General features: G+C 70.5%; 18 protein-coding genes. 9 read left to right on the top strand and 9 right to left on the bottom strand.

The window, feature by feature from the left end; genetic code table 11:
• Positions 1-8: 8 nt before the first annotated feature.
• The 3 genes from ACSQ4M_RS07875 to mgrA form a co-directional block, all read right to left on the bottom strand.
• Entirely contained in the window at positions 9-1,646 is a 1,638-nt protein-coding gene (locus tag ACSQ4M_RS07875) for an ABC transporter substrate-binding protein (RefSeq protein WP_436189029.1), read from the bottom strand.
• A gap of 169 nt (positions 1,647-1,815) precedes the next feature.
• Positions 1,816-3,429: an ABC transporter substrate-binding protein gene (locus tag ACSQ4M_RS07880; RefSeq protein ID WP_436189030.1), complete on the bottom strand. Its 1,614-nt coding sequence runs from the start codon at positions 3,427-3,429 to the stop codon at positions 1,816-1,818.
• A gap of 8 nt (positions 3,430-3,437) precedes the next feature.
• The gene (gene mgrA, locus ACSQ4M_RS07885; RefSeq protein WP_436189031.1) at positions 3,438-4,478 is read right to left on the bottom strand and encodes an L-glyceraldehyde 3-phosphate reductase; all 1,041 of its coding nucleotides are present in this window, start codon (positions 4,476-4,478) and stop codon (positions 3,438-3,440) included.
• A gap of 222 nt (positions 4,479-4,700) precedes the next feature.
• Here mgrA and ACSQ4M_RS07890 point away from each other — a divergent pair, with 222 nt between their 5' ends.
• From ACSQ4M_RS07890 to ACSQ4M_RS07910, 5 genes are all read left to right on the top strand, one after another.
• On the top strand, positions 4,701-6,314 hold the full coding sequence (locus ACSQ4M_RS07890) for an ABC transporter substrate-binding protein (RefSeq protein WP_436189032.1): 1,614 nt from the start codon (positions 4,701-4,703) through the stop codon (positions 6,312-6,314).
• Between the two features lie 177 nt (positions 6,315-6,491).
• Positions 6,492-7,442, top strand: coding sequence for an ABC transporter permease (locus ACSQ4M_RS07895; RefSeq protein ID WP_436189033.1), 951 nt, complete (start codon positions 6,492-6,494; stop codon positions 7,440-7,442).
• On the top strand, positions 7,439-8,296 hold the full coding sequence (locus ACSQ4M_RS07900) for an ABC transporter permease (protein ID WP_436189034.1): 858 nt from the start codon (positions 7,439-7,441) through the stop codon (positions 8,294-8,296). Before ACSQ4M_RS07895 ends, ACSQ4M_RS07900 begins: the two co-directional genes overlap by 4 nt.
• Positions 8,293-9,915, top strand: coding sequence for an ATP-binding cassette domain-containing protein (locus tag ACSQ4M_RS07905; RefSeq protein WP_436189035.1), 1,623 nt, complete (start codon positions 8,293-8,295; stop codon positions 9,913-9,915). The genes ACSQ4M_RS07900 and ACSQ4M_RS07905 overlap by 4 nt, the downstream gene beginning before the upstream one ends.
• 112 nt (positions 9,916-10,027) lie before the next feature.
• Entirely contained in the window at positions 10,028-10,528 is a 501-nt protein-coding gene (locus tag ACSQ4M_RS07910; protein WP_436189036.1) for a guanylate cyclase, read from the top strand.
• A gap of 115 nt (positions 10,529-10,643) precedes the next feature.
• On the opposite strand, the gene ACSQ4M_RS07915 is transcribed toward ACSQ4M_RS07910, so the two are convergent.
• The 5 genes from ACSQ4M_RS07915 to ACSQ4M_RS07935 all read right to left on the bottom strand — a co-directional run bounded on the left by ACSQ4M_RS07915 (position 10,644) and on the right by ACSQ4M_RS07935 (position 14,716).
• Positions 10,644-11,060, bottom strand: coding sequence for a helix-turn-helix domain-containing protein (locus ACSQ4M_RS07915; protein WP_436189037.1), 417 nt, complete (start codon positions 11,058-11,060; stop codon positions 10,644-10,646).
• A gap of 91 nt (positions 11,061-11,151) precedes the next feature.
• Positions 11,152-11,808 carry a methionine ABC transporter permease gene (locus ACSQ4M_RS07920; RefSeq protein ID WP_436189038.1) on the bottom strand — a complete coding sequence of 219 codons (657 nt, stop codon included), beginning with the start codon at positions 11,806-11,808 and terminating at the stop codon, positions 11,152-11,154.
• Positions 11,789-12,868 (bottom strand): methionine ABC transporter ATP-binding protein, encoded by a 1,080-nt coding sequence (locus tag ACSQ4M_RS07925; protein ID WP_436189039.1) that lies wholly within the window; start codon positions 12,866-12,868, stop codon positions 11,789-11,791. Before ACSQ4M_RS07925 ends, ACSQ4M_RS07920 begins: the two co-directional genes overlap by 20 nt.
• A 185-nt stretch (positions 12,869-13,053) precedes the next feature.
• Complete coding sequence (locus ACSQ4M_RS07930; protein ID WP_436189040.1) at positions 13,054-13,887, bottom strand: MetQ/NlpA family ABC transporter substrate-binding protein; 834 nt, start codon at positions 13,885-13,887, stop codon at positions 13,054-13,056.
• Positions 13,888-13,897: 10 nt separating this feature from the next.
• Positions 13,898-14,716 (bottom strand): MetQ/NlpA family ABC transporter substrate-binding protein, encoded by an 819-nt coding sequence (locus ACSQ4M_RS07935; RefSeq protein ID WP_436189041.1) that lies wholly within the window; start codon positions 14,714-14,716, stop codon positions 13,898-13,900.
• A gap of 156 nt (positions 14,717-14,872) precedes the next feature.
• Between ACSQ4M_RS07935 and ACSQ4M_RS07940 the strand changes: the two genes are divergently transcribed.
• Together ACSQ4M_RS07940 and ACSQ4M_RS07945 are read left to right on the top strand one after the other, a co-directional pair.
• Positions 14,873-16,153 (top strand): sigma-70 family RNA polymerase sigma factor, encoded by a 1,281-nt coding sequence (locus tag ACSQ4M_RS07940; protein WP_436189042.1) that lies wholly within the window; start codon positions 14,873-14,875, stop codon positions 16,151-16,153.
• 83 nt (positions 16,154-16,236) lie between these two features.
• Positions 16,237-18,648 carry a TonB-dependent siderophore receptor gene (locus ACSQ4M_RS07945; protein ID WP_436189043.1) on the top strand — a complete coding sequence of 804 codons (2,412 nt, stop codon included), beginning with the start codon at positions 16,237-16,239 and terminating at the stop codon, positions 18,646-18,648.
• Between the two features lie 80 nt (positions 18,649-18,728).
• Here the strand turns inward: ACSQ4M_RS07945 and msuE are convergent, their stop codons facing one another.
• A complete protein-coding gene (gene msuE / locus ACSQ4M_RS07950; RefSeq protein WP_436189044.1) occupies positions 18,729-19,295 on the bottom strand; it encodes an FMN reductase in 567 nt (188 codons plus the stop codon).
• A gap of 212 nt (positions 19,296-19,507) precedes the next feature.
• On the opposite strand from msuE, the gene ACSQ4M_RS07955 reads away from it, so the two are divergent.
• Both ACSQ4M_RS07955 and ACSQ4M_RS07960 read left to right on the top strand, forming a co-directional pair.
• Positions 19,508-20,362, top strand: a complete 855-nt coding sequence (locus ACSQ4M_RS07955) for a methionine ABC transporter ATP-binding protein (RefSeq protein WP_436189045.1) — start codon at positions 19,508-19,510, stop codon at positions 20,360-20,362.
• Positions 20,355-21,017: a methionine ABC transporter permease gene (locus ACSQ4M_RS07960; RefSeq protein ID WP_436189046.1), complete on the top strand. Its 663-nt coding sequence runs from the start codon at positions 20,355-20,357 to the stop codon at positions 21,015-21,017. The genes ACSQ4M_RS07955 and ACSQ4M_RS07960 overlap by 8 nt, the downstream gene beginning before the upstream one ends.
• The last annotated feature ends 69 nt before the right edge of the window (positions 21,018-21,086 follow it).

A 21,086-nucleotide genomic window follows, 5' to 3' on the forward strand; every position in this document is an offset into this window, starting at 1 on the left:
GGGTCATGTCAGTGGCCGGCTTCGAGCCAGGTGTCGGCGTAGGAGGCGAACAGGCCGTCGCCCTGCAGGTTCTGCTTCTTGAGCCGCGCGTTCGACACCGTGACCCAGGTCTGCTCGATCAGTTCGATCAGCGGCACGTCTTCCTGCACGATCTGCTGCCACTGCGTGATGAGGGCCTTGCGCTTCGTCTCATCGGGTTCGGCCGCGGCGGCTTCCATGACCTTGTCGAGCTCGGGGTTGGAGTAGCCCGAGCCGTTGGTCCAGGGCGCGCCCTTGACGATGTTCTTGGTCCAGTACAACCGCTGCACGCCCAGCGTGGGGTCGGGCAGCCGGTGCAGGCTGGAGGTCATGAGGTCGTAGTCCTGGTCCGTGAAGATGCGGCGCAGGTAGTTGGCCGTGTCCGAGGTGCGCAGTTCCAGCTCGACGTTGATGCGCGCCAGCGACTGCTTGAGGAACTCGGCCGAGCGCGCGCCGATGGGGCCGCCGAAGCCGTCGTAGTCCAGCGAAATCTTCAGGCGCTTGCCGTCCTTGCCCTTCTTGAAACCGGCCTCGTCCAGCAGCGCCTCGGCGCGCTTGGGGTCGAAGGCGTAGTGCTTGACGTCTCGGCTGTAGTAGTTGACGACGGAGGAGGGCACCGGCCCCGTGGCCACCTTGCCGTAGTTCAGGAACACCACCTTGAGCAGCGCGTTCTTGTCGATGGCGTGGGCGAAGGCCTGGCGCACGCGCTTGTCCTGGAAGTAGGGCCGGCGCACGTTGAACTGCAGCAGGAAGATGGTCGAGAGGTAGCGGCCGTCGTCCAGGTTGATGGTGAACTTCTTCTTGTCGGCAAAGCGGTTCAGGTTGGTCAGCGGAATGATCGAGCCCAAGGCCACGTCGACCTCGCCGGCCTCCAGGGCCACGGTGCGCGCGGCCGCGTCGGGGATGAACTTGACCAGGAGGCCATCCAGGTAGGGCTGCTGCTCGCCCTGCGGGCCGCGGCCCCAGTAGTTCGCGTTGCGCTCCAGCCGCACATGGCTGCCGCGCACCCATTCCTTGAACACGAAGGGCCCCGTGCCGATGGGCGCGTTGTTGGCCGGGTTCTTGAGCACGTCTGTGCCCTCGTACACGTGCTTGGGCAGGATCTGCGCGCCGTAGGTGTTGATGTAGTTGAGGATGTAGGGGGCGGGCGAGGACAGGCGGATCACCACCGTCAGTGCGTCGGGTGTCTCCACCTTCTCGACGTTGGCGAAGGCGGCGCGGCCGAAGGGGTGCAGCTTCTTCCACACCTCCTCCAGCGTCCAGGCCACGTCGGCCGAGGTGAAGGGCTTGCCGTCGTGCCACAGCACCTTGGGCCGCAGCTTGAAGGTCAGCGTGCGGCCGTCGGCCGTCTGCTGCCAGGACTCGGCCAGCGCCGGCACGGGTTTCAAGTCCAGGTCGTAGCTCACCAGGCCTTCGAGGATCTTGCTGGAGACCATGCCCACGTTCATGGTGGTCAGGTTGGCCGAGGTCAGCTGCGTGGGCTCGGGCGCCACGGCCACGGTCAGCACGCCGCCGCGCACGGGCGTCTTGCCCACGGTCTGTGCATAGGCCGCGGGGGCCAGCGGGAAGCCGAGCGAGAACAGCGCGCCCAGCGCGGAGGTGGTGGTCAGCAGGTCACGGCGTTGCATGGAGAAGTCTCGGTTGGAAGAAGAAAGCGGTTGTTGGCGTCCACACGGTGCCGGTGGCCGCGGGGCAGGCCATGCCAGCGGCCACCGCGGAACTGGCTCTGCCAGGCCGCTGGTGGCTCCCCCCTTCGCGCAGCGGAAGGGGGGAGCGGCGAAGCCGCTTGGGGGGATGTCATTTCGGTGCTAGCCAGGCGTCGGCGAGGGAGGCGTAGAGGCCGTCGCCCTGGGCGGTGGTCTTGTGCACGCGGGTGCTCGACACGGTGATCCAGTCCAGCTCGACCAGGTCGAGGATGGGCACCTCCTCCTGCACGAAGGCCTGCCACTGGTCGATCAGCGCGCGGCGCCTGGCCGGGTCGGCCTCGACGGCGGCGGCCTCCATGAGCTGGTCGAGCTCGGGGCTGGCGTAGCCCGAGCCGTTGCTCCAGGGCACGCCTTTCACGATGTTCTTGCTCCAGTACCAGCGCTGCACGCCCAGCGTGGGATCGGGCAGGTTGTGCAGGCTGGTCAGGAACAGGTCGAAGTCGGCATCGCCGAAAACGCGCTTCAGGTACACGCCCGCGTCCGACACGCGGAGCTCCACCTCGATGCCCACGCGCGCGAGGTTCTGCTTGATGAACTCGGCCGTGCGCGTGGCCTCCAGCGAACCCGTGCCGTAGTCCAGCGTGAGCCTGAAGCGCGGGGCATTGCCCTGGCGCTTGAAGCCGGCCGCGTCGAGCAGGGCCTCGGCCTGCTTGGGGTCGTGCTTGTACTGTTTGCCCTCGTTGCTGAAGAAGGCCGGCACGGTGGACGGGATCGCGCTCTGCGCCACGCGGCCGTAGCCGCGGAACACCACGCGCAGCAGCGCCTCGCGGTCCAGCGCGTACATGAGCGCCTGGCGCACGCGCTTGTCGGCCAGCTGGGGCTTGCGCGTGTTGACCTGCACCAGCTGGATCGAGGCCAGGTAGTTGCCGTCCGTGGTGTTGATGCGGTACTTGGCCTTGTCGGCGAATTGCGTCAGGTTGGAGATCGGGATGTTGGAGGCCAGCGCCACCTGCACCTCGTCGCCGGCCAGCGCCACGGCGCGCGCCGCAGCCTCGGGGATGAACTTGAAGACCACGCCGTCCAGGTAGGGCAGGCCGTTGCGCCAATAGTTCGGGTTGCGCTCCAGCGCGATGTGGCTGCCGCGCACCCATTCCTTGAAGCGGAACGGGCCGGTGCCGATGGGCGCGTTGTTGGCCGGGTTCTTGAGCAGGTCCGTGCCTTCGTACAGGTGCTTGGGCACGACCTGCGCGCCGTAGACGTTCAGGAAGGCGAGCAGGTAGGGCGTGGGCCGCGAGAAGCGCAGCACGGCCGTGTGCGCGTCGGGCGTATCCACGGCCGTGACCGAGGCATAGGCGAGGCGGCCGCCGGGGTGGAACTTCTGCCAGATGTTGAGCAGCGAGAAGGCCACGTCGGCCGAGCTGAAATCCCGCCCGTCGTGCCACTTCACGTTGCGGCGCAGACGCAAAGTGAGCGACAGGCCGTCCGGCGCGAAGGCCCAGGACTCGGCCAGTTCGGGCTGGGGCTGCAGCTTCTCGTCGAACCAGACCAGGCCTTCGCTGATCTTGCCCGCGATCATGGTGGTCTGCATGGTCGTCAGGAAGGCGGCCGAGATGGTCTGCGGCTCGGGCGCGAGCGAGATCACGAGCGTGCCGCCGCGTTGCGGGGCGCCCGTGGCCTGTGCGAAGGCGGCTTGCTTGAGGAAGGGCGAGGCGGCGAGGGCCAGGCTGCCTTGCAGCAGGTGGCGGCGGGTGGAAGGAAGACGCATGGTGGTTCTCAAGCCCAGTCGGTGGCGGGCTTGCGCCACAGGTCGATGCCCCCGTCCACGGCGTGGCGGTCGATCTCGGCCAGCTCCTCGGCGCTGAAGGCGCTGTTCTGCAGGGCGGCCACGTTCTCGACGAGCTGCTCGGGCCGGCTCGCGCCGATCAGGGCCGAACTCACGCGGGCATCGCGCAGCGTCCAGGCCAGTGCCAGCTGGGCCAGGCTCTGGCCTCTTCGGCGTGCGATCTCGCGCAGTGCACGGGCACGCGCCAGGTTCTCGGGCGCCAGGTGGTCGGTCTTGAGCGAGCCGCCACCGGCGCGGTGGATGCGGGCATCCACGGGCGCTTCGTCCAGGTACTTGTCGGTCAGCAGGCCCTGGGCCAGCGGCGTGAACGCGATCACGCCAGCGCCGACTTCCTCGGTCGCGTCCAGCAGCTCGGGTTCGATCCAGCGGTTGAACAGGTTGTAGGCCGGCTGGTGGATCAAGAGCGGCACCTTCCAGTCGGCCAGCAGCGCGGCGATCTCGCGCGTCTTGCGCGCCGAGTAGGAGGAGATGCCCACGTACAGCGCCTTGCCCTGGCGCACGGCCTGGGCCAGCGCAGCGGCGGTTTCCTCCAGCGGCGTGTCGGCGTCGAAACGGTGCGAATAGAAGATGTCCACGTAGTCCAGGCCCAGCCGCGTGAGGCTCTGGTCCAGGCTGGCCAGCACATGCTTGCGCGAGCCGCCGCCCCGGCCGTAGGGGCCGGGCCACATGTCCCAGCCGGCCTTGCTGGAGATGACGAGCTCGTCGCGGTAGGTCTTGAAGTCCTCGCGCAGCAGGCGGCCGAAGTTGATTTCCGCGCTGCCGTAGGGCGGGCCGTAGTTGTTGGCCAGGTCGAAGTGGTTGATGCCGAGGTCGAAGGCCGTGCGCAGCAGCGCGCGCTGGGTGGCGATCGGTGTGCTGTCGCCGAAGTTGTGCCACAGGCCCAGCGAGAGGGCCGGCAGCACCAGGCCGCTGCGGCCCACGCGGCGGTAGGGCAGGCGTTCGTAGCGGTCGGCGGAAGGCAGGTAGGACATGGGCGCGGCGTGCAAAAGGGCGCCACTGTCGCCGCGCACGGCGGCCATCGGAAAGAAGCTTTGCGCATGTCGATATGCAGCGTGGCGTGGGGCGCACACCGAGTTTGCTTATGCGAAACCATGCTTTGGCCTGCGCGGCGCGGCGCCTACATTGCGAGCCCTTCCGGCCCGTGCCCTGCCTGCACGCGGACCCCTGTCGCACCCATTCGCAAGGATCTCCCCATGAACAAGCTCGTGACGCGCCGCACCGCCGGCGCGCTGGCGCTGTCGTTGCTGGCCGCCACCACCGCGGCCTTGGCCGCCCCCGCCGGCGAGGCCGGCCCACCCCAGCGCGGCGGCCAGCTCATCGTGGCGCTGCGCGCCGAGCCCGTGCTGCTGAACCCGCTGGTGGACCAGGGCTCGGGCGCGCACTCGGTGCGCCCCGTGCTCGACTCGCTGGTCTGGGACAACGGCGACGGCAGCTACGACCCCTGGCTGGCCGAGCGCTGGGAGATCTCCGCCGATGCCAAGGTCTACACCTTCCACCTGCGCCGCGACGTGAAGTTCCACGACGGCACGCCGTTCAACGCCGAGGCCGTCAAGGCCAACTTCGACTTCATCGCGAATCCGGCCAACAAGTCCACCGGCTCCACGGCCAAGCTCAAGCCCGTGGCGCGCGTCGTCGACGCCTACACGCTGGAGGTGACGTTGGGCACGCCCGAGTCGAGCTTCCTCACGCTGATCGCGGCGCCGTACTTCGGCATCATTTCCAGGCAGCAGCTGGAGCAGGACCCCAAGTCGTTGTCGAGCAAGCTGATCGGCACCGGCCCCTTCAAGTTCGACCGCTGGGTCAAGGGCCAGAGCCTTTCCTACGTGCGCAACGACGCGTACAACTGGGCGCCGCCCAAGTTCCACCGCGGCACCGCCTACGTGGACAGCGTGCGCTACGTGTTCCTGCCCGAAGACCAGACCCGCTACAACGCGCTGCTGACGGGCGAGGCCCATGTGGTGGACTACATCCCGCCCGAGCACGCCAAGACCGTCAAGGCCGGCAAGTACCAGACCTCGGAGTTCCTGCTGCCCGGCGTGGGCTACAGCCTGCACCTGAACACGCGCAAGCCGCCCTTCGACCAGAAGGAAGTGCGCCTGGCCCTGCTGGCGGGCCTGGACCGCGCCGGCATTGCGAGCGCCGCGAGTTTCGGCGCCTACCCGGCGCAGGAGTACCTGGCGACCACCACGCCGGACTTCGCCAAGAACCTCAAGAACAGGATCCGCCACGACCCCAAGCGCGCCGGTGAACTGCTGGACGCCGCCGGCTGGACCCAGCGCGACGCGCAGGGCTACCGCACCAAGGACGGCAAGCGCCTGTCGACCGCATCGCCCTATGCCGACAACGACCAGCTGGCGCAGCGCACGCTGGAGCAGGTGCAGGTCGACGCCCGCAAGCTGGGCATCGAGATCCAGCTGCAGCCCGTGACCGCGACCGACCTCGCGCAGCGCCTGTACAACGGCAACTACGGCATCCTGGGCTCGTTCCAGTCCGAGGCCACGGGCATGCAGCTGTGGCGGTTGTACGGCAGCGACAACATCAGCGACGGCAGCACCGTGGGCTCGAACGCCTCGTTCCTGAGCATCCCCGAACTCGACGCCGTGCTGGCCAAGGCCCGTTCCTCCGGCAAGGCCGCCGACCGCGCGCGCCACTACGCCGAGGCGCAGGAGATCCTGCCGAACTTCGCGCCCTCGGTGCCGCTGTACACGCGTGGCCGCTTGGTGGCGGCGCAGTCCAACGTGCATGGTGTCTCCTGGGACAAGGCCTGGCCGCAGCCCTACCTGTTCGATGCCTGGATCGCGAAGTGAGCCATCCCCCCAGGCCGCTTCGCGGCTCCCCCCTTCCGCTGCGCGAAGGGGGGCACATCCAGCGGCCTGGCAGAGCCAGTTCCGCGGATGTCGCTGGAATGGCCTGCTCTGCGGCCCTCGGCACCGTTGCCCGCCGGCCGTTGCTGACGCTGCGATGCTCCTTGCGTGGAGACGGCGATGCGTGAGGCACGCAGCACGCTGCTGCTGCGCCGCTTCGGCCTGGCGCTGCTCACGCTCTGGGGCGCGGCCACGGCCGCGTTCCTGGCGCTGCGGCTGGTGCCGGTCGATCCAGCACTTGTCATCGCCGGGGCAGGGCAGGACGCGGTCGCCATCACCAAGGAGGTGCTGGACGCGATCCGCGCCGAGCACCACCTGGACCGGCCGCTCGTCGTGCAGTACCTGCTGTACCTCGGGCGGCTGCTGCGTGGCGACCTCGGCATCTCCTACGCGCAGGACCAGCCCGTGCTGGCGCTGATCGCCGAGCAGGCCGGGCCCACGCTGGCGCTGGCCGGCCTGGCCAGCCTGTTCGCGGTCGTGCTGTCGGCTGGCGTCGCCTTGTTGACGGCTGGGCACCGCACGGCCAGCGCACTGGCCAGCGCGGTGGAACTCGTGCTCGCGTCCACGCCCGTGTTCTGGGTCGGCTTCCTGCTGATGCTGGGGCTGGCCGTGCAGTGGCGCGTGTTCCCGCTGCTCGACACGGGCGACCTGCGCACGCTGGTGCTGCCTGCGCTGACCATCGCGCTGCCCACGGCCGCGCCGCTGGCCCAGGTGCTGCGCCGTGCGCTCGACGAGGTGCTGGAGCAGCCTTTCATCCTCACGGCGCGCGCGCGCGGCCTGTCGCGCCTGGGCGTGAAGCTGCGGCACGCGCTGCGCCACGCCGTGATTCCCTACCTCACGATGCTGGGCTTTTCGTTCGGCGCGCTGCTGGGCGGCGCCGCCATCACCGAGACCCTGTTCGGCCGGCCGGGCCTGGGCCGGCTGCTCGTCAACGCCGTCACGCGGCAGGACATGCCGCTGGTGCTGGGCCTGGTCATCGTCGGCACGCTGGCCTTCATCGCCATCAACACGCTCATCGACATGGCCTACATCCTGATCGACCACCGCATCGACGCGGCGCCTGCCACATGACTTCGGCCGCTGTTCCTTCCGGCCTGGCGCTGCCGGCCGTGCGCTGGCCCGGCATCGGCGAGCTGTTCGCCGTGCTGAGCCTGGCCGTGGTGCTGCTGTTCGCCGTGGCCGCGCTGTGGCCCGAACGGCTGGCACCCGGCGATCCGCTGGCGGCCGACCGCAGCGCGCTGCTGGCGCCGCCATCGGCCTTTCATCCCTTCGGCACCGACCAGATCGGCCGCGACGTCTACACGCGCGTGGTGCACGGCGCGCGCTCATCGCTCGCGCTGGGCTTCGGCGCGGTGGCGCTGGCCGTCACCGTGGGCTCCGCGCTGGGCCTGGTGGCCGGCCTCACGCGGCGCTATGCGCCCACCATCGTGATGCGGCTGACCGACATCGGCGCGGCCTTTCCCGAACTGCTGCTGGCCATCTTCATCGTCGCGCTGTTCGGCAGCGGCGTGCTGCATGCCGCGCTGGCCATCGGCGTGGCCGGCATTCCCTATTACACGCGCGTGGTGCGGGCCCAGGCCCTGCGCACGCGCGCCGAGCCCTTCGTCGAGGCGGCGCGCGCGTTGGGCCTGTCGCCGGCCGAAGTGCTGTGGCGCCACACCATCCCCAACGCGCTGCGGCCCGTGGGCACCATCGCCACGCTGGGCCTGGGCGGCGCCACGCTGGCCGGCGCGGCGCTGAGCTTCCTGGGCCTGGGCAGCCCGCCGCCCGCACCCGAATGGGGTTCCATGCTGACCAATGCGCGCAGCTTTCTGACCATGGGCTGGTGGGCCGCGGTGTTCCCGGGCGCGGCGCTGACGGTGTTCGTCGCCAGCACCACGGTGCTGGGGCAGTGGCTGCAGCGCCGTTCGGAGGGCAGGGCATGAGGCTGCTGCCAGAGCATGCGGCGCAAGGTTCCGCACCCGCCAAGGCCCCGCCGCTCGTGCGCGTGCGCAACCTCGCGGTGGACTTCCGCCACGGCTGGCATTGGCGCCAGGCCGTCGGGGGCGTGAGCTTCGACATCCCGCGCGGCGGCTGCGTGGCGCTGGTGGGCGAGTCCGGTTCGGGCAAGAGCGTCACGGCGCGCAGCCTGCTGGGCCTGCACGGTGCCGGCGCGCGCGTGCGTGCCGACGCGCTGGAACTCGGCGGGCGCGACCTGCGCAGCCTGCGCGAGCGCCAATGGCGCGCCGTGCGCGGCCGCGAGGTCGGCTACATCCTGCAGGACGCGCTGGTCTCGCTCGACCCGCTGCGCAGCATCGGCCAGGAACTGGCCGAGGCCGTGCGCGCCACGGGTGGCCCGCGCGGCGCGGCCACCCAGGCGCGCGTGCTGGAACTGCTGGCACGCGCCCGGCTCGACGGTGCGGCCGAGCGCCTGCACGCCTACCCGGGCCAGCTCTCGGGCGGCCAGCGCCAGCGTGCGCTGATCGCGAGCGCGCTGGCCGGCACGCCGCCGCTCTTGATCGCCGACGAGCCGACCACAGCGCTGGACGCCTCGGTGCAGCAGCAGATCCTCGCGCTGTTCCGCGAACTGCGCGAGGCCGGCACGGCGCTGCTGCTGATCAGCCACGACCTCGGCGTGGTGGCGCAACTGGCCGACCATGTGCTGGTGCTGCGCGGCGGCGAGGTGGTGGAGTCCGGCCCCACGGCGCAGGTGCTGCGCCGGCCCCGTCACGCCTACACGCGGGCGCTGCTCGATGCCGTGCCGCGCTTCGGCCCCGCGGCGCGCGACAGCGGACCGCCGGAGCCGGCGGCGCCGGCCGCCGAGCCGCTGCTGCGCGTGCAGGGCATCCGCAAGCGCTTCGGCGAGCGCGAAGTGGTGCGCGGCGTGGACCTCGTGCTGCATCCCGGCCGCACGCTGGGCCTGGTCGGCGAATCGGGCTCGGGCAAGACCACGCTGGCGCGCATCCTTGCCGGCCTGGAGACGCCCAGCGCGGGCGAGATCGTCGCCGGCCCGCTGCTGCAACACGCGGCCGCCGGCCGTGCCCGCGCGGTCCAGTTCGTCTACCAGGACCCTTTGTCGTCCTTCGACCCGCGCCACACGGTCGGCACGATCCTGGCCCAGGCGCTGGCCCTGCGCTTCGGCCGCGAGCCCAAGGCGCGCCTGCGCGAGCGCGTGGCCGAATGGCTCGCGCGCGTGGAACTGCCCGCGGCCCTGGCGGCACGCCGGCCGCTCACCCTGTCGGGCGGCCAGCGCCAGCGCGTGGCGATCGCCCGTGCACTGGCCGTGGAGCCGCGGCTGGTGGTCATGGACGAGCCGGTCTCGGCGCTCGACGTCTCGGTACAGCGGCAGGTGCTGCGACTCGTCGCGGCCTTGCAGCGCGACACGGGCGCGGCCTTCCTCTTCATCTCGCACGACCTGGGCGTGATCCGCCAGGTCAGCCACGACGTGGCGGTGCTGCAGGGCGGCGTGCTGCGCGAGGTTGGCCCGGCGCGCGAGGTGCTGGAGCACCCGCGGGATGGCTACACGCGGCAGTTGCTGGCGGCGGTGGCGCGGTTGCCGGAGTGAAAGCGGTTTGGTGGGCTTTCCCGGGAGGCTGGGCCAAAGGGCTTGGACCGCGGGCCAGGCAACATCCCGTCGGCAGCGGACAATACGCGCCTGACTTGCCGCGGCGACCACGATGCTGTTTTCTCCTTCCACCTTCCGTTCCCTTCCCCCTGCGTTGCTGCGCGACCCGTCCTCGGCCCGGATCGGTGCGATCGTGCAGGCCTTCAGTGCAGGGGGCGTCGACGCGGGCCTGCGCGCCATGAATTCCGGCGTGGCGCACCGCTATTCCGGCATCTTCGCGCTGGACGGCGAGCTGCTGCGCAACACGCACATGTTCGACAAGCTCGGCGAGGTGAGGCCCGAAGCGCTGGAGGTGGTGGTGCTCAAGGACAGCTTCTGCCAGATCGTGCTGCGCGAAGGCTTCTTCCTGACCAACAACACCCGGCAGGACCGCCGGCTGGACTACAGCCCCTTCCAGGGCGTGGTGATGTCCTACCACGGCGTTCCGCTGCTGAACGACCGCGGCGACCTGCACGGCACGCTGTGCCATTTCGACCTGGTCGAGCAGGCGATCTCGGACGAGGAACTGGCCTGCCTGCAGTTCACGGCCAAGCTGCTGCCTTCGTATCTCTAGGTTCGGCCCGGCCGCCCGTCGCCAAGGCCGGCGTCACACGCCCTGTCCGGGAAGGGCGCAGCCACGTCGCCGCAGCCCTGCCGGGCGCGCTGGCCCCTTCAGGACGAGGAGTGCCTCAGCTGCGCGCGATGGCGTCGGCCAGCCGTGCGGCTTCTGCGGCCAGTTCGGGGTTCTCCGCGAGCTTGGCGATCAGCGGGGCGATGCTGGCCCTGGCCAGCGGGCTCAGCGCCGACAGCTGACTGCCCAGCTGCACGATGGTGTCGCCAAGGCCGGCCGCCGGCGCTGGCACGGCAGCCCCGCCGGCCGCCGCCGTGGCCTGGCCGGCTCCGCCGCCCGGTGGGGCTTCCTTCCAGTCGCCTTGGCCCGTTGCCAGCCAGTCCGGCCGCGCGCGCAGCGCGGCTGCGAGGCTGGAGAGGTCGCGCGGCCGCTCGCGCAGCCCGTCCTCGAGCGCGCCGATGGCGCCTGTCAACACGCACGTGGCCTTGGCCAGTGCCGCCTGCGTGAGCCCGCGTTGCTCGCGCGCCCACCTCACCCGGGATCCAAAGGTTTCCATCGCGCGTGATTACACCGGAAACCGGCCAGCACGGGATGGCCGGACTTGGGCACGGCTTTGGACGCTGCCGTCAGCCCCGATGGTCCGCGCGCCGCGCCAGCCACTCGCCGGCGAACTGCAGCACCGAGACCAGCGCGATCAGGATCACGATGACCTCGAACATCACGCGCGTTTCGTAGCGCTCGTAGCCGTAGCGGATGGCCAGGTCGCCCAGGCCGCCGGCGCCGACCGCGCCGGCCATGGCCGAGGCGTTGACCATGGCGATCACGCTGACCGTCATGCCGCCGATGATGCCGGGCAGGGCCTCGGGCAGCAGCACGTGGCGCACGATGTGCCAGCGCTTGCAGCCCATGGCGCGCGCCGCCTCGATGAGGCCGCCGTCCACCTCGTTGAGGCTGACCTGCGCGATGCGCGCGTAGAACGGGATCAGGTTGGCCGCCAGCGGCACCACCGCCGCCCAGGTGCCGAGCGTGGTGCCGACGATGGCGCGCGTGACGGGCAGCAGCGCCACCAGCAGGATGATGAAGGGGATGGCGCGGCAGATGTTGACCGTGACCGACAGCCCCTTGTGCAGCCGCGGCCGCGCATAGACGCCGCGCGGCCCCGTCACGTTGAGCACGATGGCCAGCAGCAGGCCCACGCCGATGGCGATGACGGCCGAGACGCCGACCATGGCCAGGGTTTCCAGCAGGGCCTGCAGGTAGCGTTCAAGAGGGGGCAGGGACATGGCCAAGCAATGCAAGGTGGTCGGCGCCAAGGATCTGGCGCAACCGGTCTTCGGAAGGGGCGGTGTCAGCCGGCAACGACAGCAGCAGCCGGCCGTGCGCATGGCCGCGGATGCGGTCCAGGCGGCCGTGCAGCAGTTCGGCGCCGGGCCCCAGCGCGGCCAGGGACGCCAGCGGCAGGCCCTGGGCCGGCGTGCGGCCCGCGAAGCTGGCGCTGTAGATGGCGCGGCCGGGCCGGCCGTCCAGCGTGGGCACCAGCGCCTGCGCCAGGTCGGCCGGCAGCTCCTGCTGCAGCGGGCGCAGCAGCGCGCGCGTGGCCTCGGCCTGCGGATCGCCGAACACGCGCCAGACCTCGCCGATCTCCTGGCGCCGGCCCGCGTCCAGCACCAGCACGCGGTCGCAGATGGCGCGGATCACGGCCATGTCGTGCGTGATCAGCACCACGGTGAGGCCGAGCTTCTGGTTGATCTCGCGCAGCAGCGTGAGGATGGACTGCGTGGTCTCGGGGTCCAGCGCCGAGGTGGCCTCGTCGCACAGCAGCACCTCGGGGCCGTGCACCAGCGCGCGTGCGATGCCCACGCGCTGCTTCTGGCCGCCCGAGAGCTTGGCCGGGTAGACATCGGCCTTGTCGGCCAGGCCGACCAGGGCCAGCAGTTCCTCCACGCGGGCGTGGATGGCGGCCGGCCGCCAGCCGGCCACGCGCAGCGGCAGCGCCACGTTCTCGCGCACGGTCTTGGCGGCCAGCAGGTTGAAGTGCTGGAAGATCATGCCGATGCGCCGGCGCAGCGCCACGAGGGCATCCTCGTCCAGCGCGCCGACGTCGACGCCGTCCACGGTCACCTGGCCGCCGCTGGGCGCTTCCAGTGCGTTGATGGCGCGCAGCAGCGTGGACTTGCCCGCGCCGCTGCGGCCGATGATGCCGAACACCTCGCCGCGCAGCACCGAGAAGCTCAGCGCCTCGAGCGCCTGCACGTCGCCGTGCGGGCCGGCGAAGCGCTTGTGCACCTGCTCGAAGACAATGTGGGGCGTGGCGATGTCCACGGCGGGCGGGGGACCGCTCATGTCCAACCTCCGATGGCGCGACGCGCGGCTCGCAGCGCACGACACCGCATCGCAAGCCGCGGCTCGACAGGCCGCGGAGCAGGCCATGCCAGCAGACGCCGCGGGACTGGCTCTGCCAGACCGCTGGCGGCGCCCCCTGGAGGGGGTTGGCGGAGCGCGCAGCGCGGAGACTGGGGGTGTTCCATCTAGAACGCCGGGACGACCGAGCCTTGGTACTTGCTCTCGATGAAGGCGCGTACTTCGGGCGACTGGTAGGACCTGACCAGCGGCGCGACCCAGGCAGCGCCGCGGTCCTGCTCGCGCACCACGATGATGTTGACGTAGGGGTTGTTCTCGCGCTTTTCCACCGCGAGGCCGTCGCGCGTGGCGATCAGGCCGGCCTGGTAGGCGAAGGTGTTGACGATGGCCGAGGCGTCCAGGTCTTCCAGCGAACGCGCCAGCACCACGGAGGCCGCCTCCACCAGCTGCACCTTCTTCCTGTAGCCCGTGATGTCGGCCAGCGTGGCCGTGCCCTTGGCCGGGTCGAAGCCGTCGCGCAGCGTCAGCACGCCCTGGTCGCGCAGCACCACGAGCGCGCGGGTCTGGTTGCTGGGGTCGTTCGGGATGCCCAGGCGCGCGTTCTCGGACAGGTCGCCGAAGCGCTTGTGCTTCTTCGAGTAGAAGGCGATCGGCGAGATGTAGGTGTCGCCCACCGAGACCAGCTTGTAGCCGCGCTGCTGCACCTGGTCGCGCAGGAAGGGCACATGCTGGAACGAGTTGGCCTCCAGGTCGCCATTGTTGAGCGCCTCGTTGGGGCTGGCCGCGCCGGTCACCACCACGGGCTTGACGTTCAGGCCGTTCTTCTTCGCCACCTGGGTCACCACCTCCCAGATCTCCTCGTCGGTGCCGCCGCGCACGCCCACGCGCAGGGTCGGCGTCTGGGCCTGGGCGCCGCCGAAGCGGGCCGCGGTCAGGAACACCGCGAGGGTGCCGATGCGGCGCAGGCTGGCGCGCCTGTCGTTGTGTTGGTTGTTGTGCATGGCAATGTCCTCAGAAGGCGGGCACCAGGGCGCCGTTGAATTGGGTGTCGATGAACTGCTTGACTTCGGGCGACTGGTAGGCCGCCACCAGGCGCTTGGCCCAGGGCTTGTCCTGGTCGGCGCGGCGCACCGCGATCAGGTTGGCGTAGGGGCTCTTGGGCGATTCCTTGATCACGGCGTCGCGCGCCAGCGACAGGCCGGCCTTCTCGGCGTAGTCGTTGTTGATCGAGGCGATGGTCAGGTCGTCCAGCGAGCGCGGCAGCTGCGCCGCATCCAGCGCAATGAGCTTGAGCTTCTTCGGGTTGCCCACCACATCCAGCGGCGTGGCGGTGTTGTTCTTCACGGCCTCGGGCTTGAGCGTGATCAGGCCGGCGCTTTGCAGCAGCAGGAGCGCGCGGTTGCCGTTGGACGGATCGTTCTGGATGCCGACCGAGGCGCCCTCGGGCAGCGCCTCGATCGACTTGATCTTGCGCGAGTAAAAGCCCAGCGGGGCCGTGACCGTGAGGCCCACGGGCACGATGTCGAAGCCGCGCGCCTTGTTCTGGTTGTCCAGGAAGGGCTGGTGCTGGAAGGCGTTGGCGTCCAGGTCGCCGGCGGCCAGTGCGGCGTTGGGCAGCTGGTAGTCGTTGAACACCACCACGTCGAGCTGCAGGCCCTGCTGCGCGGCGACCTTCTTGACCACCTCGAAGATCTGCTCGGCGTTGCCGACCGAGATGCCGACCTTCAGGCGCTGCTTGTCCTGGGCGCTGGCGGTGCCGCACGCCAGGGCGAGCAGGGTGGCGGCGGTGCCGGCCAGAAGGGTACGTCGGTGGCGGAGAAATGGCGTCATGGCGCGCAGTGCAAAGTGTTGGAGCCGGCACTGTCGCCGCCGCGCGCGCGCAAGGGAACGAAGGAACGCGCATGTGCATATGCGCGGCGTGGTGCGGGGCTGGGGTCGGGGTTGAAATGAGAAGAATTCTCATCTGAGGCTATGATCGCGGCCGCCATGAACCCGTCCGCTGCTTCCACGAGCGCCTTGCTCACCGCCTTCGAGACCCACTACGCCGAGCTGATCCGCTACATCGCCCGGCGCACTGGCAATCTGGAGGAGGCCCGCGGGCTGGCGCACGACACCTGGCTGCGAATCGCCGAGCGCCAGGGCGCCGCGCCGGACGCCACGCCGGCCGACCCGCGCGCCTACCTGTTCACGGTCTCGCACAACCTGGCCATGAACCACCTGCGGCGCGACCACTGGATGGCGGGCTACCTGGCGGAGTGCGGGCAGGCCGATGCCGCCGCGCCGGCGCAGGCGCCCGACGTGGCCGACGGTGCGATGTACCGCCAGGCCCTGGCCGTGGTCGAGACGGCGCTGGCCGGACTCGCTCCGCGCGTGCGCGACGCCTACCTGGCCTGCGGCCTGCACGGCGAGAAGCAGGCCGACACCGCGGCCCGGCTGGGCGTGTCGCTCAACACGGTGGAGCGCGACATCGGCCAGGCCACGCGCTGCATCGAAGACGCACTGCATGCCTGGCGCCACACGCGGCCGGCGGCGGCCCGCTCCAAGGCCGCCGGCCGCCGCAGGTCGCTGGCGGCCCTGCTCGGCGTGTTCGCCGTGGGGGTCTCGGGCACCGCGCTCTGGCAGCATCTGCAGCGCGAAGCCCTGCGCTGGCAGACGGCGCTGACCACGCTGCGCGGCCAGCGGCTGCAGCGCGGCCTGCCCGACGGCTCCGAACTCACGCTCGACGCCGCCAGCCGGCTCGAAGTCGACTACGACGCCGCGCAGCGGCGCATCCGGCTGCTGGACGGTGCCGCCTTCTTCGCCGTGCAGCGCGATCCGGGCCGGCCCTTCGTGGTGCAGGCGCGCGGCGTGCAGGTCACCGTGCTGGGCACCCGCTTCGGCGTGGAGATCGATGGCGGGCAGGGCGTGCTGGTGCAGGTGGAGTCGGGCAGGGTGCGGGTCCAGGCGTATGGCCGCACGCACGAACTGGGCGCCGGCCAGGGCCTGCGTGCGTTCGAAGGCGAGATGCAGCTGACCGATGTCGCCCGCCCGGCCACCTGGCGCCAGGGCGAGATCGCGTTCGACGCCGTGCCCCTGGCCGAAGCGCTCGCGCGGGTGGAGCGCTACGCGCCCACGCCGCTGCGTGCCGCGCCGGCCGTGGCCGGGCTGCGCATCAGCGGCAAGCTGCGCGTGGCCGATGCCGGCGATTGGCTGGCCTCGCTGCCGCGCGTGCTGCCGGTGCGCCTGAGGACGCTGCCCGACGGCGGACTGGAGATCGCGGCGAAGTAGCCGGCCAACAAACTTTTCAGGGTTTTCGCGGCTCGTCGGTCTTACCGGTTGTGAACGCATCGCAACCAACCAAGAGCACCGTCATGCACAAGAAACCTCCCGTGCGCCGCACCGGCCTGGCATGCGCCGCCGCCGCCCTCGGCTTCGCCTTCTCGCTCCAGTCCGCGCTGGCGCAGAACCTCTCGTTCGACATTCCCGCGCAGCCGCTGCCGGCCGCGCTGGCCGCGTTCGCCGGGCAGGCCGGCCTGCAGCTGGCGTTTCCGCCGGAGCTGGTGCAGGGCAAGCAGGGGCAGCGCGTGGCGGGCCAGCGTGAGCTGCGCACGGCCCTGAACGAGCTGCTCGCGGGCACCGGCCTGCAAGGGCATGTGGAGGGCAAGACGCTGGTGGTGCAGCGGCTGGCGGCGTCGTCGTCGACCACGCTGCCGTCCGTGACGGTCTCCGCCGCCGCCGAACGCAGCGCCACCACCGAGGGCTCGGATTCGCTCGCGGTCCGTGCGGTGAGTATCGCCAAGGGCGACCAGGCGCTCAAGGACATCCCGCAGTCCATCAGCGTGATCACGCGCAAGCAGCTGGACGAGCAGGGCATCATCGACATGCGCGTGGCCGCCAACAGCATCACCGGCGTGGTGGCCGCCAATGGCAACGGCCAGGGCATGACGCTCACCGCGCGCGGCTTCGGCATCAGCGAATGGCAGTACGACGGCGTGGCCATTCCGCGCGACATGTGGTCGCTCGGCAACTGGGGGACAGAAGACATGGTCTTCTTCGACCGCATGGAGGTGCTGCGCGGTGCCTCGGGCCTGCTGCAGGGCACCGGCAGCCCGGGTGGCTCCGTCAACCTGGTGCGCAAGCGCGGCCAGTCCGAGAAGACCGTGGCCATCACCGCCCGCGCCGGCTCCTGGGACCGCTACGGCCTGCAGCTGGACGCCGGCGGGCCGCTCAACGCGGACGGCTCCCTGCGCGGGCGCGTGGTGCTGGACGAGGCCCGCAGCCATTCCTTTACCGACCAGGTGAACAACCGCACGCACAAGGTCTATGGCGCGCTGGACTACGACATCGGTGCCGACACCACTGTGGGCATCGCCATCGGCCACTCGGACAGCGCCGGGCGGCCGATGATCTACGGCCTGCCCATCAACGCGGCCGGCAGCGACATGGGCCTGCCGCGCTCCACCTACACCGGCGCGACATGGAACCGGGCCGGCATCACGCAGACCAGCGTGTACGCCGACCTGAGCCACCGCCTCAACGCCGACTGGAAGCTCAAGGTCTCCGCGCTGCACATGCGCGAGAAGGCCAACTCCCGGCACCAGCGCCTGCACGGCGTCACCCAGGCCGACGGCAGCGGGCTGACCTATGCCGACTGGATCACGGACTTCGACAGCGACAGTGTGGGGCTCGATGCCTTCGTGAACGGCCGCTTCGAGGCGCTCGGCCTGCGCCACGAACTGACCCTGGGCGGCAACTATTCCAAGTACAAGACCAACGACATGTTCGCCCGCACCTTCACGGCCGGCGGCAATCTCTTCGCCATCGACCACGACCGCGCCGAGCCGACCGTGGCCAGCCTGCTGGCCGCGGGCGGGCGGCAGTACCTGTCGGCCTACGACGTGGAGCAGAAGGGCGTCTACGCCAGGCTGCGCGCCCGTCTGAGCGAGCCGTTGACGGCCATCGTCGGCGTACGCGCGAGCTGGTACGACAACCTCTACACCGATCGCAAGACCGGCGAAGGGACGCCGCAGCGCGCCTCGGGCGAGATCACGCCCTATGCCGGCCTCATCTACGCGCTGACGCCGCAATGGTCGCTCTACGGCAGCTACGCGGGCGTGTTCGAGCCGCAGTCCGAGCGCACGGCGCAGGGCACGCTGGACCCGGTGACCGGGGTCAACCTGGAGGCCGGCATCAAGGGCGAGCTGCTCGACGGGCGCGTGAACGCCTCGCTGGCCGTGTTCCGCTACGACCACAAGAACCGCGCCGTCGCCGACATGGCCTCGGGCATGGTGTGCGACGGCTGGTACTGCTCGCAGGCCACTGGCAAGGTGCGCAGCCAGGGTGTCGAAGCGGAGGTCAGCGGGGAAGTGCTGCCCCGTCTGCAGCTGACGGCCGGCTACACCTACAACACCACCGAATACCTGAGCGATCCGGAACTGCAGGGCCAGGCCTACAGCACCTGGACGCCGCGCCACATGCTGCGGACCTGGGCCTCCTACCGGCTGCCCGGCGACTGGAACAGCGTGACGGTGGGGGCCGGCTTCACCACGCAGAGCCACACCCTGAGCCACACCTTCAGCAGCAACAAGTTCAAGGTGCCCGGCTTCACGGTCGTGAACCTGCGCCTGGGCTGGCAGGCCACGCCCGCGCTGAACCTGGCGGTGAACGTCAACAACCTGCTCGACAAGCGCTACTGGCTGCCGGGTTTCGTCGGCTACTCCGGCTTCGACTTCGGCGACCCGCGCAACGTGATGTTCACGCTGAAGTACACGCCCCGGCTGTAAGCCACGACGAGAAAAAGCCCCGGACGCTCGCACGTCCGCGGCTGTGAAGGCCCCAAGAGGCCAGGAGACAAACGGAAAACTCAGGCGGCGCGCAGCAGCGGGCGGCGTTGGCTGGCGTCGAACAGCGGCACGGCGCGCTCGGCGGCCAGCTGCAGGCGGGCCTGCAGTGCCGGGCTCGTGACGCGGTAGTTGTCGAAGTCGGTGTTGCTGCCGTACACGCCGATCGGCAGCGTCAGCGACTGGAAGAAGCTGAACAGCGGGCGCAGCTGGTGGTCCAGCACCAGCGCATGGCGGTCGCTGCCGCCGGTGGCGGCCAGCAGCACGGGCTTGTCGACCAGGGCCTCCTGGCCGACCAGGTCGAACAGGTGCTTGAAGTGGCCGGGGTAGGAGCCGCGGTAGACCGGTGCGGCCGCGATCAGCAGGTCGGCCGATTCGATGGACACCAGGTGGCCCTGGATGTCCTCGGGCAGCTCGTCGCGCGACAGGGCCTGGCCCAGCGGGCGGGCGAAGTCGCCGACCTGCAGGATGCGTGTGCGCGCCACCAGGCGCTGCTCCAGCGCGGCGACCAGCGCTTCGACCAGGGCGCGGGTGCGTGAGGGCTGGTAGGTGCTGCCGACGACGGCGACGATGTCCAGGGGCTTGGTCATGGAAGGCGGTGTGCGTTGCAATGGAAAGCTGCCACTCTAGGTTCGGCCCCGGTCCCTACCAACGAACGAAAACCGATATGCATAGAAGGAAAACGCGCACCGCGGGCCCCGCCGCATCTGCGCAAACCGCATAAGCAGCACCCCATTTCTTCGTTCACAGGGCGCCGGCAGCTCTCCACACTGGCGGGTCTGTCGCTGCACACCGCCTGCCCATGTCCCACACCACCGCCGCGCCACCCGTGATCCGCCTCGAAGGCGTGCGCAAATCCTTCCGCCTGCCCAACGGCGAGGCCTTCGACGCCGTGCGCCGCACCACGCTGGAGGTGCACGAGGGCGACGTGTTCGGCCTGGTCGGCCAAAGCGGCGCCGGCAAGTCCACGCTGCTGCGCCTGATCAACCTGCTGGAGCGGCCCGACGCCGGCCGCGTGTTCGTGGCCGGCCGCGAGCTGACCGCGCTGCCCCGCAACGAACTGCGCGCCGCGCGCCAGCAGATCGGCATGATCTTCCAGCAGTTCAACCTGGTGCAGAACGCCACGGTGTTCGACAACGTGGCCTTCCCGCTGCGCATCCACGGCCGCTACGGCCGCGCCGAGATCGATGCGCGCGTGCGCGAATGCCTGGCCCTGGTGGGCCTGTCCGAGAAGGTCGACAGCTACCCGGCCCAGCTCTCGGGTGGGCAGAAGCAGCGCGTGGCCATCGCCCGTGCGCTGGCACCGCGGCCCCAGGTGCTGCTGTGCGACGAGCCGACCTCGGCGCTGGACAGCGAGACCACGCGCGCGCTGCTGCAGCAGCTGCGCGAGATCAACCACAAGCTCGGCGTGACCATCGTGATCGTTACGCACGAACTGCCCGTGGTGCAGGCGCTGTGCCGCAACGTCGCCATCCTGGAGAAGGGCGAGGTGGTGGAGCAGTTCGCCGTCGACGGGGCGGTCGCCGCGCGCAAGACCGTGCTGGGCCAGGAGATCGACGCGCTGGTGCGCCAGCGCGCCCGCGATGCGCACCACCACCAGCAACAGCAGGCCGGCCATGCCGCGCCGGCACTGCTGCGCGAGGTGGCCCATGCCTGACAACATCGCCGCCATCCTGCCCGAGCTGTGGCTGGCCACGGGCCAGACCTTTCTGATGCTGGCCATCGGCCTGTCGGCCGCGCTGCTGCTGGGCGGGCCGCTCGGCGTGCTGCTGTTCCTGCTCGGCCCCGGCCAGTCGCTGGAGAACCGGCCGCTGTTCCTGGTGCTGAACTGGGTCGTCAACACCGTGCGCTCGTTCCCGTTCATCATCCTGCTGGTGGCGTTGGTGCCGTTCACGCGGATCATCGCCGGCACCTCCATCGGCCCGCTGGCGGCGGCCGTGCCGCTGTCGTTCGCGGCCATCCCGTACTTCGCGCGGCTGGTCGACCAGTCGCTGCGCGAGGTGCCGCGCGGCGTGATCGAGGCCGCCCACGCCATGGGCGCCTCGGAGCTGCAGATCGTGCTGCGCGTGCTGCTGGTCGAGGCCCGGTCGGGCCTGGTGCTGGCGCTGACCGTGCTGGCCGTGAGCTTCCTGTCGTACTCGGCCGTGGCCGGCGTGGTGGGCGGCGGCGGCATCGGCGACCTGGCCATCCGCTACGGCTACTACCGCTTCCAGACCGACGTCATGGTGCTGACCGTGGCGCTGCTCGTCGTGCTCGTGCAGATCCTGCAGTTCGCCGGCAACGGCCTGGCAGCCAGGCTCGACAAGCGTTGATCCCCTTCTTCTTCCATCCGCACACCATGCCCATGATCCGCCGCACCACGCTGGCCCTGCTGTCCGCCA

This window comes from Pseudorhodoferax sp. LjRoot39, assembly GCF_964253035.1.
In the GTDB taxonomy this organism is placed as follows: Bacteria; Pseudomonadota; Gammaproteobacteria; order Burkholderiales; family Burkholderiaceae_C; genus Pseudorhodoferax.

What these genes read in the sequence shown, in the direction of transcription:
- ACSQ4M_RS07875 (WP_436189029.1), bottom strand. Translation starts at nt 1,646, where the DNA reads ATGCAACGCCGTGACCTGCTGACCACCACCTCCGCGCTGGGCGCGCTG.
- ACSQ4M_RS07880 (WP_436189030.1), bottom strand. Translation starts at nt 3,429, where the DNA reads ATGCGTCTTCCTTCCACCCGCCGCCACCTGCTGCAAGGCAGCCTGGCC.
- mgrA (WP_436189031.1), bottom strand. Translation starts at nt 4,478, where the DNA reads ATGTCCTACCTGCCTTCCGCCGACCGCTACGAACGCCTGCCCTACCGC.
- ACSQ4M_RS07890 (WP_436189032.1), top strand. Translation starts at nt 4,701, where the DNA reads ATGAACAAGCTCGTGACGCGCCGCACCGCCGGCGCGCTGGCGCTGTCG.
- ACSQ4M_RS07895 (WP_436189033.1), top strand. Translation starts at nt 6,492, where the DNA reads ATGCGTGAGGCACGCAGCACGCTGCTGCTGCGCCGCTTCGGCCTGGCG.
- ACSQ4M_RS07900 (WP_436189034.1), top strand. Translation starts at nt 7,439, where the DNA reads ATGACTTCGGCCGCTGTTCCTTCCGGCCTGGCGCTGCCGGCCGTGCGC.
- ACSQ4M_RS07905 (WP_436189035.1), top strand. Translation starts at nt 8,293, where the DNA reads ATGAGGCTGCTGCCAGAGCATGCGGCGCAAGGTTCCGCACCCGCCAAG.
- ACSQ4M_RS07910 (WP_436189036.1), top strand. Translation starts at nt 10,028, where the DNA reads ATGCTGTTTTCTCCTTCCACCTTCCGTTCCCTTCCCCCTGCGTTGCTG.
- ACSQ4M_RS07920 (WP_436189038.1), bottom strand. Translation starts at nt 11,808, where the DNA reads ATGTCCCTGCCCCCTCTTGAACGCTACCTGCAGGCCCTGCTGGAAACC.
- ACSQ4M_RS07925 (WP_436189039.1), bottom strand. Translation starts at nt 12,868, where the DNA reads ATGAGCGGTCCCCCGCCCGCCGTGGACATCGCCACGCCCCACATTGTC.
- ACSQ4M_RS07930 (WP_436189040.1), bottom strand. Translation starts at nt 13,887, where the DNA reads ATGCACAACAACCAACACAACGACAGGCGCGCCAGCCTGCGCCGCATC.
- ACSQ4M_RS07935 (WP_436189041.1), bottom strand. Translation starts at nt 14,716, where the DNA reads ATGACGCCATTTCTCCGCCACCGACGTACCCTTCTGGCCGGCACCGCC.
- ACSQ4M_RS07940 (WP_436189042.1), top strand. Translation starts at nt 14,873, where the DNA reads ATGAACCCGTCCGCTGCTTCCACGAGCGCCTTGCTCACCGCCTTCGAG.
- ACSQ4M_RS07945 (WP_436189043.1), top strand. Translation starts at nt 16,237, where the DNA reads ATGCACAAGAAACCTCCCGTGCGCCGCACCGGCCTGGCATGCGCCGCC.
- msuE (WP_436189044.1), bottom strand. Translation starts at nt 19,295, where the DNA reads ATGACCAAGCCCCTGGACATCGTCGCCGTCGTCGGCAGCACCTACCAG.
- ACSQ4M_RS07955 (WP_436189045.1), top strand. Translation starts at nt 19,508, where the DNA reads ATGTCCCACACCACCGCCGCGCCACCCGTGATCCGCCTCGAAGGCGTG.
- ACSQ4M_RS07960 (WP_436189046.1), top strand. Translation starts at nt 20,355, where the DNA reads ATGCCTGACAACATCGCCGCCATCCTGCCCGAGCTGTGGCTGGCCACG.